Origin of the sequence: Bifidobacterium animalis subsp. animalis ATCC 25527, assembly GCF_000260715.1 — a bacterium.
GTDB lineage: Bacteria > Actinomycetota > Actinomycetes > Actinomycetales > Bifidobacteriaceae > Bifidobacterium > Bifidobacterium animalis.
This window is the reverse complement of sequence record NC_017834.1, coordinates 521955-535709: the sequence shown is the minus strand read 5'-3', so window position 1 is coordinate 535709 and position 13755 is coordinate 521955. Positions and strand designations below refer to the sequence as shown.

Genomic DNA, 13755 nt, shown 5'->3' with positions numbered 1-13755 from the left:
CCTTTCAATCAGTGTTTCTTCGCGGAGTCGGCGATGTCGCCCCCGTAGGAGACCGTCACCGAGGCGTTGCGCAGCAGGCGGGGTGAGATGTTGAGCTCGGTGTGTGCCACGCTTTTCGCGTTGTCGGTGAGGCACGGCCAGTAATAGCCGTTCTCGGCGAGCTGCTTGACGCGCGGGTCGGTGTTTTTCGTGACGGCGTGGTTCATGTCGTCGCCAAACCCGACGTTCTCGCACAACTCGTTCATGTCGCCGGTCATGCTGTACCACGAGCTGATGCCGTTGCCGTCGGGGTGGGCACCAGAGATTTGGAAGCCCGAGCGGCCGGCCTGAATGTCCCAGCCGTTGCCGTGGTCGTCGTCGCCAAGCCAGTCATAGCCGGCACCGGACCGATCGCTGCCCACACCGGTGGCAAGCAGACCTCCCTGGGCGTCAATCGAATTCCACGTGCTCATCATGCCCGACGATACGTTGAAACCCCATGAGCATCCGTAAGGAATCTTGACCGTCACCTTGGCGTCGGTGACCGTCATCGGAATCGTCTCGACCGGGCAGTACGTAGTTCTGGTCTGCCCGTCGTTGAGACGAACCTGCTTCGCCTTGTTGTGCTCGGCATACTTCGTCAGGTCGATGGTGAGCGTGGATTTCGCGTAGCCTTCGCCTTGCACGGCAATACCCTTGCGCAATGTCTCCATGCTCGCCTTCGACGAGTCGATCACCAACGTCTTGCCCACGTTGACATGCGTGTAATCCTTGGCCAAGTAAGGACTCAGCGAGTTCGCCGTCGCCACTGTGCCGCCGAAGCACATCGCAATCACGGCGAGGAACATGAGCGTCCATGCGAAGGGGTGCAGGCCGCCGGTGCGTCTGCCGGCACACCCCAAGGCGACGATGATGAGACCGAGCACCAAGCATGCGCCGCCGATGAACAGCACCGCGCCACGGGACGCCCCAAACAATGTGCTGAACGAGCCGTTGCCGGCGGAACCGCAGATCAGGGGCACCACCGCCATGCCCGCAATGAGGAGCCCGAGGAATAGCAGCACCACCGCCGGCCCTGCAGGCTTACGACGTGCCTTCGTTGCGCCCCGGTATTCGTAGGTGTAGTCCTTGGGCTCGTAGTGGTAGGTGTAGTGATATGCGCTCTGGCTCGCGGACTGCGGTTGCGCTGGCCGGAACCCTTGCGCCGATGCACTGTCAGCGGCGACTGGTGGCATATTGACGGTTGGCGTACCTGCGTCAGCGGACTGCTGCGCTGACGACTGCGACTCTGGCTGGGTCACATTCGGCCGTTCCCCACGAAAGGGCTGCGCGGGCTGCGCATATTGCGTGTATCCGATGTTCTGCGGGGCGGCCGCCGGCATGCCATAACGTGCGGCATTCGGATAGGCGCCCGGCTGCTGGGCCGGCATGAAGGGGCCGGCGGGGCGCTCGCCCGCATTGGGCATCGGTGGCATGGGAGGAACCGGTGCCGGGCCTCCATAGCCACCCGTGCTGCCGCCGTTCCCACCGATGCCGCCATTCATGGAGTTCGGCTGCATGAACCGGCGGCGCCCGTGGTCGATGACGAGGTACATGGCCAGTGCGGAAAGCAGAATCGGCATCATGTTCACGGCACCGTGGAATCCGAAGAACGGCACAACCAACACGCCCGAAAGCAGGATGCATAGGATCACGCCGATGAACGACCAGTTCCAGTGCCCATGGATGAGGTCTTCGAGCAGGATCGACCCGTCGGATTCATCGGGCAGCAGCGCCCAGGCGAGCCCGTAGAAGAACACGCCGGCGCCGCCCATGAATGCCAGCACGACCATGAGCACGCGCACGAGCGTGACGTTCCAGCCGAGCTCCTGCGCGATGGCGCCGCACACACCTGCGATCACGCGATTGTTCGTGCGCTGCACGCCACTTTCGCGAATCCAGCGGAAGAACGAGGATTCAGAGATCTCGCCACCGTTCTTGGCGTTCGGCTTAGGACGCCCGTTCTCATAGTTGGTGTTGTAGGTGGTGTTGGCATTGTAGGAGGTGTGAGAATACTGGCCTTGCCCAGGCTGACCATACTGGCCGGCAGGCTGGCCGTTGCCGAGGGGCTCGCCCTGCGGCTGCTGTGGATTGTGGTTTGCGTTGCTCATGGTTCCATTACAGCAGACGGCGGATTGCTCAGGCATCGGGGGACACCCTGATTCCGACCCTGATTTCCACCTGAGGCACCCCCATACCTCCCCTGAATGCGGCACAATGGAACCATGAGTCAGATTCCCGAGCATCTCGCTCCTCCGCTACTACCTGCCAAGCTGCCGCTCATGCGTCCCAAACAGGGCCGTGTGATCGCCGGCGTGGCCCGCGGCATCAGCATGCATCTGGGTGTGTCGGTGGCGTGGGTACGCATAGTGTTCGTACTGCTCGCATGCTGGTTCGGCGTGGGCGCGCTCGCCTATGTGGCGCTGTGGATTGCCATTCCCGAAGGGAATCCCGTGGCCGAGGCTGCCCGGTTGCGCGGCACCCACAGCTCACGCAATGCACCGCTTGCCAAGGGGAACGCCTCCGTGGGTGAATCCGAAAGCCCGCTCTTCGTATCGCAGACGCTCGACTCGGCACAGGATGCCTGGTATGCCTACACCGGATTGGAACAGTCTGCAGGCTCTCCCGCTCCGGTGGACTCCGTGCGCCGCACACTCGCGAACGCCTCGAAACCGGCCATATTCGCCGGAATCGGCGTCGTGCTCATCGCGTTGCCATTCGGGTTGAACGCGGTGATGCGATTCTCGGAAAGCCAGATGCTGCCGATTGTGCTGTGTTTGGTGGGCATGGGCCTGCCGTGGCTCAACACGCGCGCGCGCAACGGGCAGGCATGGCTGACGCTGGTGGGCGAAGGCCTTATTTTCACCGCATTCCTCGTGTTCGCGGCACAGACGGTCGCCAAGAATGGCGCCGTGCCGTTCGGTTCGGCGATCGCCTGCGGATTCGCGTTGCTGGTGGCGGCAATCTGCGCGCTGATTCCGCTGCTGATGACGCTGATTCGCAATATATGGCAGGAACGCGCGCTCAAAGAGCGTGAGGAGGAGCGGGCAGACATGACCGCGCATCTGCATGACGGCGTATTGCAGACGCTTGCCTTGATTCAGCTGCATGCCGGCGATGAGCAGCAGGTGTTCACGCTCGCCCGGTCGCAGGAACGCGAGTTGCGCAGCTGGCTGTATCAGGAACGGACCACGAGCGACAGGTCGGTGAGCGCCGGTCTGCAGGAGATCGCCGCACAGGTGGAAGACACGCATGGCAAGCCGATTGAGGTGGTCACGGTGGGCGACGCGCGGCCGAGTGCGCAGACCGATGCGTTGCTCGATGCAGCGGGGCAGGCGATGGTCAACGCCGTCACGCACGGCAGAGAACCGGTCTCCGTGTATTGCGAGACGGATCGGCATCAGGTGGAGGTGTTTGTGCGAGACCACGGCAACGGGTTCGACATCGACGACATTCCGCCCGAACGGCTCGGCATACGCGAGTCGATCATCGGGCGCGTGCGCCGGCGCGGCGGCACGGTGGAGATTGTGTCGAGACCCAACTGGGGCACTGAAGTGCGCATGCATATGCCGCTCGAGGCGAGTTCCGACTCCTCGCGCACGTCGGGCTCCCCCACCGACCGCGCCGCCCAATCCGGCGATCCCATACGAGCTGCCCAATCCACCCAATCCGCACAATCCCCCCAATCTGCGTAAAAGGAGACAGAAACACCCATGAAAATGTCCCAAATTACGCAGATGAGGAGCGCTAATCACATAGACGGGGCACCGATCACACAGGCGGAGCCGACTATCACGCAAACGGGCGGTTGATGACGCAATGTAGGCGGCGGGTAGACTGCAGAATCAGAGGAATATGAACGCGCACGAGAAAAACGGAGGGTGCTGATGAGCGAGCAGGAACGACAGGGCATTCGCATAGCGGTGGTGGATGATCATGAGATGTTCCGCGCCGGCGTGATAGCCACGCTGCAACCGTACTTCACGGTCGTCGGGCAGGCGGCGGATGTGCCGAGCGCCATCGAGATGATTGCGGACACCCAGCCGGACGTCGTGCTGCTCGACGTGCATGTGCCGGGCGGTGAAGGCGGAGGTGGCGCGGAGATTCTGAGGAAGTCCCAGCCCCATGCCCCACAGACGGCATTCCTGGCACTGTCGGTCTCGGATTCCGCACAGGATGTGGGTTCGGTGATCCGTGCAGGCGCACGCGGATATGTGACGAAGACAATCACCGGCAACGACCTGATCCATTCAATCGAGCAAGTGAGCGACGGATACGCCGTGTTCTCGCCGAAACTCGCCGGATTCGTGCTCTCCGCGTTCCAGGGGGCGCCGCTGAGCGATGGCATGGACGCCTCCAATGAATCGGCTGCCGGCGGCGACACCGTGGCGCACGATGCCGAGCTCGACTCACTGTCGACACGCGAGCAGGAGGTGATGCGACTCATCGCCCGCGGTTACACCTACAAGGAGGTGGGTGCCGAACTGTTCATCTCGGTGAAAACAGTGGAGACCCACGTGAGCAACGTGTTGCGCAAACTGCAGCTCTCGAACCGCAACGAGCTCACGCTATGGGCTGCCGACCGCCATATCGTCTAGGTTTGCCGCCACGGGTTAGAATCGCAAGGTAGCAGTTCACGGAAGCGAGGCGGCATGGACGATCAACGTGATCTTGAGCGGATGCTCGGCAATCTGCGGAAATTCCAAAGCGAATCGGATGCATCCAAGGAGTCGGAGAAGAGTCCGTCAAACGCGGGCACCGGCTTTGACACAGACGAGTTCCTTGCCGGACTCGATGCGATGTTCGCCGCGCACACCGCCAAGGACAAAGCCGACGGGTACCTGCAGCAGGCGATGGCCGACGCCGAGAACGCGCAGGACTATGCCGGGCTGCTCACCGTGCTCAACGAGACGATGGGATTCTACCGTTCGCAGGGGCGCCATCAGGAGAACCAGTGGATCATCCAGCGCGCCATCGAGCTGGCACTGCGCATGGGTCTGGAAGGCACCGAGGCCTGGACCACCACGCTCATCAACGCGGCCACATCGCAACGAGCCGCCGGCAATCTCGACCAGGCCGAGGATCTGTTCGAACAGGCACTCGACGCGGCACGCCGCACCTACGGGCCGGACGATCGCCGTCTGGCCGCCCTCCACAACAACCGGTCGATGCTGTTCAGCCAGACGCACCGCAGGCAGCAGGCACTCGACGAGTTGCACGAATCGCTGAGGATCCTCGAACATTCGAGCGTGGATGCCCAGTCCGACGTGGCTATCGCCTCCACCTGCACGAATCTCGCCCTCGCGATGCTCGACGGTGAGAATCAGCCCACCGCCGCCGAACTTGAAGAGGCGCAGTCACTCGCCCGTCGCGCGCTCAACATCTACCAGCATGCCGGTTCCGACTCCAGCGCCCACTATGCATCCGCATTGGCCGGCGCCGCCCACGTGAGCTTCGTCTCCGAAGACTATGCCGAGGCCGTCCGGCAGTACCAGCGCGCCCTTGACGTGATCGCCCGATGCTATGGCGAACACACCGACTACTATCGGGTCACCACGCAGAATCTCCAGAAGGCGCAGCGCAAACTCGGGCTGACGCAATCCACCGGCAATCCACATGATCCGGTGGATGACTCCCCCGCACAATCCACCGTCCACACCGATATCCACCGTTCCGCGGTGCATAATGTGAGCGCGCCGTCCACAATGCAGGCCACCGCGCAGCATTCCACGTCACCGCGAACGCTCGCCACCGGCACCGCACTCCGCGTCGCCAAACCCGGCATGGCCCTCGCCAAAGCGTACTGGCAGGAGCTCGTCAAACCGATGATCGACGAGAAGTATGCGAGTGTCAGGCATCGCATCGCCGCAGGGCTAGTGGGTCATGGGTCCGAATGCTACGGCTTCGATGACGCGCTCTCCCGCGACCATGATTTCGGTCCACGCGTGTGCCTGTGGCTCACCGCCGACGACTATGCGGAGTTCGGCGAGCGTCTGCAGGCAGATTACGACGCCCTCCCCGGCATGTTCCACGGTGTTTCACGCTCTGCCGCCACTCCACGCGCGCAGGGTGCGGGCCGCCGTGACGGCGTGTTCGAAATCGGTTCGTTCTTCACGCAGCTCACCGGCATGCCCCATGCGCCGGCCGACGACGAACCGCATCTGTGGCTCTCGCTCGACGAGAGCACGCTGGCGGCCGCCACGAATGGCCGCGTGTTCCAGGATGGTCTCGGCGCGTTCTCCGGTGCACGCCAATCATTCACCCGCATGCCCGACGATGTGCGGCTCGCCTTGATCTCGCGCAGGCTCGGTATGATCTCGCAGGCCGGCCAGTACAATCTGCCGCGCATGCTCGAACGCGGCGACGGCGCTGCTGCCTGGCTTTGCATCGAGCAATTCGCCGATGCCGCGTCTTCGCTGGTGTTCCTAGTGAACAACCCGGCGAGTGTGGGCTATGCGCCGTACTACAAGTGGCGGTTCGACGCACTGCGCCGGTTGAGCGCGCGCCCTGCGATGCTGCTCACCGAGATCTGCGGCGAACTCGAGCAACTGATGCGCCTGTCAAGCGCAGCCTGTTTCGGCGGCGCGGGCTTCGGCGAAGGGGGCAAAGGCGCAGCGCCGAGCATCGACACAGTGAACGCGCTCGTCGAGGCAATCTGCGAACAGGTCACCCACACACTCAATGCGCTCGGCCTGAGCGATTCCCCGCAGACCTTCCTCGAATGGCAGCGACCGTACGTGGAGGCGCATATCACGTCGCCGGCGGCCTGCCTGCACAGTCTGTAGTCCAGCGAAACAAGGAATAAGGCGGCGATATGAGCACACGGCAGACGATCGAATCGATCATCGAACGCGAATGGGACCAGTTCCAGCGTACGAACAATGAAGGCGAACGCGCGAGCTGCCAGGGCAACCGGCCGATGTTCGAGGTGATGCGCGCAAGCCAGTTCACCGCATGGCCGCAGGAGCTGCTGACGAGCTACCTTGACGACTTGCGTGAGGCCGATGCGTGCGGGCGCAATCTCGTCACCGAGAAATACGCGCGCATGATGGCGTCAACGGCACCCGAGATCTACGCGCGCGATCTGGAACCGCATCTGCCGCGGGTATCCGAGGCGCGCATTGCGCAGCAGGAACGCATCATCAAACGGCAGCTCGCATGGGCGCATGAGTTCGCCGACCGGTACCCCGCACTTGGCGCGGGCATGCGCGTGCTCGACACCGCCGAGGACAGCGAGACCGTCACCTCGTTCGAAACATACCTGCGCGGCGAATTGGCCACGTATTCGCAGCGCACGCTCGACCTGTACGAGCGGTTCGTGCGGGAGAGTGAACGCAGGCGGGAGAATCTGACCGAGCAGATCATCGCCAACACGGTGCGTCTCGAGGGCTATGCGAGTCTGGACGAGGCGGAGGCAGCCCAGCGTCGCGCATAGGCTCGCATGTCGCGGTAAGAGGAATATCTGCCGAATCGGTACAGTGTTACTGTGCAGCATTTTTTCAGACAGCTTGCGTGGACGTTCGGCGTATCCATTGTCATGATTGCGCTGTTCGCGGGACTTGGCATCGCGATGGAACCGAAATGGTCGGTGAAACCGCTCAGCATGCATCTGCAGGTCACCGAGCGTAGCACGACGATCAAAGCGCGCGGCATCACCACCCCGCAGGAAGGCACCTACCAAGTCAGGCAGACTCGTCTGCGGCTGCCCATCTCCGATGGCAAGACGGTGAATGCGATTCTGCGCGAGCCCGAGCATGCGCCCGGAGGTCGCGCCGCATGCGTGTTCGTGCATGGCGCGGGCACCGGCAAGGCGGAGGAGGTGTACGCCGATCTCGCGAACGCGCTGGCCTCGGCCGGCATCACCACACTCGTGCAAGACAAGCGCCTCGACAACTACACGCCGTTGCACCGCGACTATAACTCGAGCGCCGAAGACTACCTCGCCGGGCTCAATCTGCTGCGCACACAGCAGGGTGTGGACGCGCGCAAGGTCGGCCTGTACGCGGAGTCGGAGGGCACGTGGATCGCCTCGGTGATGACGCATAAAGACAGGCACATCGCATTCCAGGTGCTCACGAGCGCGCCCGTGTACTCCGGTCGCCAGCAGATGGCGATGGCGGCCACTGAATACCTGAACATCATCGGCGCGCCAGGCGGCGTCGTCGACATCATCCCGCGCCTGCTCAGTCTCAACTTCGCGCCGATCGGCCTAGAATACGCGGATTTCAATGCCACCGACTACCGTGACACGCTCACGATGCCGCTGCTCATCGACTACGGGACGATCGACCCCTCGATGCCGGTGGAGCAGGGTGCGCACCAGCTCATCGAAGATGCCCGTGTGGCCGGCAATTCGAACGTGGTCGTGCGCTACTACCCCACTAATCACCAGATGCGCACCGGTTCCTCGCTCTCATTGCCCGGCTTGCCGCTCGACAAGGACTACACCCACAATCTCGAGGATTGGATTAACGCAATCGCCGCCGGTGCCACGGAGGACGACTGGCAGACTCCCGATATCGCCGGCGCGCGCCCCTACCAGGAGTATGCGATTCCGGAGAACATCTCCTCCGGACTCGTGTCGTCGGTCTGGGTGCTCGTGGTGCTCATTGTGGTGTGTCTCGTTTCGTGGCTGCTCACGGTTGTCTTCTGCATAGGCGCGGTCGTCTCGCGCAAACGGGTGGAGGCGAAGACTGTTGATGACAGCGGGCACATTGTGGTGCACCGTTTCACCATGCTTTCCAAAGTGCTCATCATCACGAACATCGTTTTGCTGCCGATATGCGCGGCCGGTTTCCTCGGCTATTTCGCGTTCACCGCGAAGGCCGCGCTCTCGCTGACCGATGAGGCCACCATGCTCTCCTTCGGCTGGAGCATGCTGCGGTTGGGCAGCATGGTGCTCATTGTCATGAACAGCTGGATGTGGGTGCGCATGTTCTTCTTCTACGGCCCCGGCAACATCGACAAGGAATATCCGAAGACGGCCATGCGCATGGCTTCCGGGCATACCGCCACCGTCGCCCTCCTGTCGGTGAGCGTGCTGTGCGCGCTGGTGCTCAGCTCGTTCTTCGGCCTCATTGGCTGAGGCATGCCAGCAGGCGCATTCATACATAAGACCGAATGAGAAAGCGGGCTGCAGATATGTGCATCTGCAGCCCGCTTTCTCTTATAGGCTTATTAGGTTTATAGGCCTAACGGTCTTGGAATCACTCGCCGAGCGCCTTGTCGACCACCTCGGTGGCCTCCGTGAGCACGCTGCCGAGCGTCTTGGGCGAGACGAACGATTCCGCGTACACCTTGTAGATGTTCTCAGTGCCCGAAGGACGCGCGGCGAACCAGTTGTCCTTCGTGACGACCTTGATGCCGCCGATCGGCGCATCGTTGCCTGGGGCCTTCGTGAGGATCTGCTCGATCGGCTCGCCACCGAGCTTCGTGGCAGTCACATCGGAGGCGTCGAGCTTGGCGAACTTCTGCTTCTGCTCGAGCGTGGTCGGCGTGTCGATGCGCGAATACCAGCTCTCGCCGAAGCGCTCCACCTGCTCCTGATGCAGCTGGGCCGGGTTCTTGCCGGTCTTGCCGGTGATCTCCGCGGCCAGCAGGTCGGGAATGATGCCGTCCTTGTCGGTGGTCCACACACGGCCGTTGAACCGTAGGAAGCTCATACCGGAGCTCTCCTCACCGCCGAAAGCAATCTCGCCGGTGAACAGCGGGTCGACGAACCACTTGAAGCCGACAGGCACCTCCACCACCGGGGCACCGATCGAGGCGGCCACACGGTCGATGAGCGAGGAGGAGACGAGCGTCTTGCCCACGCCGGTGTGCTCCGGCCAGTCAGGTCGGTTGCCCCCGAACAGGTATTCGACGCAGACGGCCAGATAATGGTTCGGATTCATCACGCCCCAGTTCGGGCAGACGATGCCGTGGCGGTCGGCGTCAGGATCGGTGCCGCCGACCAGATCGTACTTGTCCCATGCACCGGCATTGAGCGCGTCGACCAGGCCCTTCATTGCATACTGCGATGAAGGATCCATGCGGATCTTGCCGTCATGGTCGATTGTCATGAAACGCCAAGTGGGGTCGACCTCAGGGCGGATCACGCCGATGTTCAGACCGTACTTCTCATTGATGAGCGGCCAGTAGTTCACCGAGGCACCGCCGAGCGGGTCGATGCCCAGACGCACGCCGGAGTCTCGAATGACATCGAAGTCGATGACGTTCTTCAGGTCGTCCACATAGTGCTCGCGGTAGTCGAAACGCTTGACGAACTCGGACTTGACGGCCTGTTCGAACGGCACGCGCTTGACGTTGCGGAAGTCGCCGAGCAGTTCGTTCGCGCGGTTGGCGATCGCATTGGTCACGTCAGCCGGAGCCGGGCCGCCGGTGACCGGATCGTACTTGAAGCCGCCGTCGGTGGGCGGATTGTGCGAAGGCGTCACCACGATGCCGTCCGCCAGACCTGGGCCTTCGAAGCGCTGGGTGCCGTCAGCGGCACGGTTGTGCGTGAGAATGGCCTGGGAGATCACCGGCGTGGGCGTGAAGTCGTCACGCGAATCGATGCATACGGTCACGCCGTTCGCCACGAGCACCTCGATCGCGGTCTTCCATGCCGGCAGGCTCAGGGCATGGGTGTCGCGACCGATGTAGAGCGGGCCGTCCACGCCGGCCGCCTTGCGGTATTCGGCGATGGCCTGGGAGATTGCGACGATGTGCGCCTCGTTGAACGACGTCTTGAGCGACGATCCGCGGTGTCCGGAGGTGCCGAAGATCACGCGCTGCTCGGGAACGGACGGATCCGGAACCACGTCGTAGTATGCGCCGACCACTTCGTCAACATCGATCAGATCCGCTGGGGTTGCGGGAAGTCCCGCGTTCTTTGCAACCATACTTTCCTCATTCTGTAGTGTTCAGATTGCGTATCCCGCACATCATATGCGGGAGCTGACTCCAGTCTACCGCGGATTCGCCGAACGGAAAGCCAACGACGCCAAGATATGCAATCGTTTGCACACCTGTGGCATGTCACGCCTTTGCACCGATTGCGATCACCGCAATCTTGGCTTGCCGCTCGCATCCACACGAACGGGCTGCAGATTGCCGGTCATCTCGGCATCCTGCCCGGGCGCGCGCACGATGAGCGCATTGTGATCCACGGAGAAACGGATGTGTCGGGTCGGTTTCAGCATGTCGCCATCCACCTGCGCGGGAACCGGCCTCTCCAACTGCAGTTCGGCGCTCACGCCCTGCACCTGGTCGATCGTCGAATGCACCGACAGCGGGCTCTGCTGGGCCTTGCGCGTGATCGTCTGATGCACCACGTCGCCGAACAGATTCATCCAGCCAATGATGCCGCCATTCGTGTCGATCACCTCGAAATCGAGCAGACCGTCGTTGAACGAGGCGTCGGGCATGAGCGAGAACACCGGAATCTCGCCGCAGTTGCCGCTCATGAACGTGCGGAACCCGACATCCTCGCGCACATGCTGGTCGCCGTTCGCGTCGGTGAGCACCACGCTCGCATGGTATTTGGGGGCGAACAGATGCTTGGCACCGGCCACGAAGTAGGCGAGCCAACTGATGTTCTTCTTGAGCTTGGGGTCGGTGTCGTCGATCATCACCGCATCGAAGCCAATGCCGGCGATGATCAGGAAGGCGTGCGCATGATCCTCTTCCGGGTGGTCGAGCAGCTGCAGTCGACCGATGTCGACCTTGTACGACCCATGCGAGATCGCAATCAGCATCGCCGCCTCGAGGTCACCCACCGGAATGTTCATGTTTCGGGCGAACAGATTGCCCGTGCCGATCGGAATGATGCCCATGGCATGGTTCGTGCCGCCCATCGCACTCGCGACCGTGCGCACGGTGCCATCGCCGCCCACCGCAATCACCACGTCCGCCCCCTGCTCGAGGGCTTCGAGCGCACAGGCTCGGCCGTCCTTGTCGAGCTGCGTTTCAATGAACATGATGTCGGCGATGCAACGGTTCGCGCAGAACCGCTCAATGAACGCGCGCGTCTCGCCGGCCGTCGGCTTGCTCGGGTTGATCACGAAGGCATAATGCACCGCGTCCCTGCGGCGTTCGTTCTTGATCGCCTCCACACGCCGTTTGTGCAACGCGATGCGAATGCCGACGATAGCCCCCACGATCACAATGATGGCGGCGATCATGCATACGAGAATCAGAACCCACTGATTGTCACCCATTGCGCTCCTTCCCGTAGGCCAGCATTCCCGATTTTACCAAATGCACCTTTCGGGCACGTGTGGTGGTGTGTGGACCGGCGGCGAATACACGGATCATCGCCCCGTGCCGCACCCGCGAACATGCGTGAAAAACGCTGCAATCTGTCGGCTTTGCACATTAGAGTTGAACTATGCTCGATATTCAATTCATTCGTGAACATCCTGAAGTAGTCAAGGAATCACAACGCAAACGCGGCGAATCCGTCGAACTCGTCGACGAGGTGCTCCGTGCCGACGAGGAACGCCGCTCCTCGCTCAAGCAATTCGAAGAGGCCCGCGCCCGCCAGAAGGAGATCGGCAAGCAGGTCGCCAAGGCCGCACCGGATGAGAAGGCGAAGCTGATCGCGCAGACCAAGGAGCTCTCCGAACAGGTCGCCTCGTTCAAAGCAAGCGCCGACACCGCCGACGAACAGTACACCACCGCGATGTGGCAGCTGTCGAACATCGTGGAACCACAGGCGCCGGAAGGCGGCGAAGACGACTACGTTGTGGTGAAGAAAGTCGGTCAGATCCGCGATTTCGCAGCCGAGGGCTTCGAGCCGAAAGACCACCTCACCCTCGGCGAGGAAGTCGCCGGCATCGATATGAAGCGCGGTGTGAAGGTCTCCGGTTCCCGTTTCTACTTCCTGCGTGGCGATGTGGCACGTCTGCAAATCGCCATGCTCACGATGGCGGTGGATCAGGCACAGGAGCACGGTTTCATCCTTGCGATCACACCTACGCTCGTGCGTCCGGAAGTCATGCGCGGCACCGGCTTCCTCAACTCGCACGCCGATGAGATCTACCGTCTGCGCGAGCCGGACGACGACTATCTGGTGGGCACTTCGGAGGTCGCGCTTGCTGGCATGCACGAGAATGAGATTCTCGACCTGAGCGACGGTCCGCTGCGCTACTGCGGATGGAGCTCCTGCTATCGGCGCGAGGCGGGCGCCGCGGGCAAGGACACGAGCGGCATCATTCGCGTCCACCAGTTCGACAAGGTGGAGATGTTCGTCTATGCCAAGCCGGAGAACTCTGATGCCGAACACCAGAAGCTTCTCGCGATGGAGGAGGAGATGCTCGCCAAGGTGGAGGTCCCGTACCGCGTAATCGACACGGCCGCGGGCGATCTGGGTTCCTCGGCAGCACGCAAGTTCGACTGCGAGGCCTGGGTTCCCACGCAGGGCCGCTACCGCGAGCTCACGTCCACCTCGAACTGCACGCAGTACCAGGCACGCCGACTCAACATTCGCGAGCGCGTTGCCGACGGCGGCACCTCCCCTGTCGCCACGCTCAACGGCACCTTGGCCACCACCCGCTGGCTCGTGGCGATTCTCGAGAACCACCAGCAGGAAGACGGTTCGATCGAGATCCCGAAGGCCATGCGGCCGTACATGGGCGGCAAGGAAGTAATCGAGCCGCGCAAGTGGGAGGCCTGAGCATTCCCCTGAACCGGCAATGATCCGTGCCGGCATACTTCGCAACGAGCGGGCGCATATGCCCGCTTGTTGCGTAATTG

9 protein-coding genes are annotated in these 13755 nt (G+C 62.5%); 6 read left to right on the top strand and 3 right to left on the bottom strand.

The window, feature by feature from the left end:
• Positions 1–8: 8 nt before the first annotated feature.
• Positions 9–2129, bottom strand: coding sequence for a PspC domain-containing protein (locus tag BANAN_RS02255; protein ID WP_014697329.1), 2121 nt, complete (start codon positions 2127–2129; stop codon positions 9–11).
• Between the two features lie 114 nt (positions 2130–2243).
• Between BANAN_RS02255 and BANAN_RS02250 the strand changes: the two genes are divergently transcribed.
• The 5 genes from BANAN_RS02250 (at position 2244) to BANAN_RS02230 (ending at position 9103) form a co-directional block, all read left to right on the top strand.
• Complete coding sequence (locus BANAN_RS02250) at positions 2244–3713, top strand: ATP-binding protein (protein ID WP_014697328.1); 1470 nt, start codon at positions 2244–2246, stop codon at positions 3711–3713.
• A gap of 192 nt (positions 3714–3905) precedes the next feature.
• Entirely contained in the window at positions 3906–4616 is a 711-nt protein-coding gene (locus BANAN_RS02245; RefSeq protein ID WP_014697326.1) for a LuxR C-terminal-related transcriptional regulator, read from the top strand.
• Positions 4617–4670: 54 nt separating this feature from the next.
• Entirely contained in the window at positions 4671–6803 is a 2133-nt protein-coding gene (locus tag BANAN_RS02240; protein ID WP_014697325.1) for a DUF4037 domain-containing protein, read from the top strand.
• Positions 6804–6832: 29 nt separating this feature from the next.
• Entirely contained in the window at positions 6833–7453 is a 621-nt protein-coding gene (locus tag BANAN_RS02235; protein ID WP_014697324.1) for a DUF4125 family protein, read from the top strand.
• A gap of 102 nt (positions 7454–7555) precedes the next feature.
• Positions 7556–9103: an alpha/beta hydrolase family protein gene (locus tag BANAN_RS02230; protein WP_014697323.1), complete on the top strand. Its 1548-nt coding sequence runs from the start codon at positions 7556–7558 to the stop codon at positions 9101–9103.
• A 121-nt stretch (positions 9104–9224) separates the two neighbouring features.
• On the opposite strand, the gene pgm is transcribed toward BANAN_RS02230, so the two are convergent.
• Both pgm and BANAN_RS02220 read right to left on the bottom strand, forming a co-directional pair.
• On the bottom strand, positions 9225–10901 hold the full coding sequence (gene pgm / locus BANAN_RS02225; protein ID WP_014697322.1) for a phosphoglucomutase (alpha-D-glucose-1,6-bisphosphate-dependent): 1677 nt from the start codon (positions 10899–10901) through the stop codon (positions 9225–9227).
• A gap of 159 nt (positions 10902–11060) precedes the next feature.
• Entirely contained in the window at positions 11061–12218 is a 1158-nt protein-coding gene (locus tag BANAN_RS02220; RefSeq protein ID WP_014697321.1) for a diacylglycerol/lipid kinase family protein, read from the bottom strand.
• Between the two features lie 170 nt (positions 12219–12388).
• On the opposite strand from BANAN_RS02220, the gene serS reads away from it, so the two are divergent.
• Positions 12389–13675, top strand: coding sequence for a serine--tRNA ligase (gene serS, locus BANAN_RS02215; protein WP_014697320.1), 1287 nt, complete (start codon positions 12389–12391; stop codon positions 13673–13675).
• Positions 13676–13755 lie beyond the last annotated feature (80 nt).

Excerpts from the sequence above, each read along its gene's own strand:
- BANAN_RS02255 (WP_014697329.1), bottom strand. The coding sequence starts at position 2,129 with ATGAGCAACGCAAACCACAATCCACAGCAGCCGCAGGGCGAGCCCCTC.
- BANAN_RS02250 (WP_014697328.1), top strand. The coding sequence starts at position 2,244 with ATGAGTCAGATTCCCGAGCATCTCGCTCCTCCGCTACTACCTGCCAAG.
- BANAN_RS02245 (WP_014697326.1), top strand. The coding sequence starts at position 3,906 with ATGAGCGAGCAGGAACGACAGGGCATTCGCATAGCGGTGGTGGATGAT.
- BANAN_RS02240 (WP_014697325.1), top strand. The coding sequence starts at position 4,671 with ATGGACGATCAACGTGATCTTGAGCGGATGCTCGGCAATCTGCGGAAA.
- BANAN_RS02235 (WP_014697324.1), top strand. The coding sequence starts at position 6,833 with ATGAGCACACGGCAGACGATCGAATCGATCATCGAACGCGAATGGGAC.
- BANAN_RS02230 (WP_014697323.1), top strand. The coding sequence starts at position 7,556 with ATGATTGCGCTGTTCGCGGGACTTGGCATCGCGATGGAACCGAAATGG.
- pgm (WP_014697322.1), bottom strand. The coding sequence starts at position 10,901 with ATGGTTGCAAAGAACGCGGGACTTCCCGCAACCCCAGCGGATCTGATC.
- BANAN_RS02220 (WP_014697321.1), bottom strand. The coding sequence starts at position 12,218 with ATGGGTGACAATCAGTGGGTTCTGATTCTCGTATGCATGATCGCCGCC.
- serS (WP_014697320.1), top strand. The coding sequence starts at position 12,389 with ATGCTCGATATTCAATTCATTCGTGAACATCCTGAAGTAGTCAAGGAA.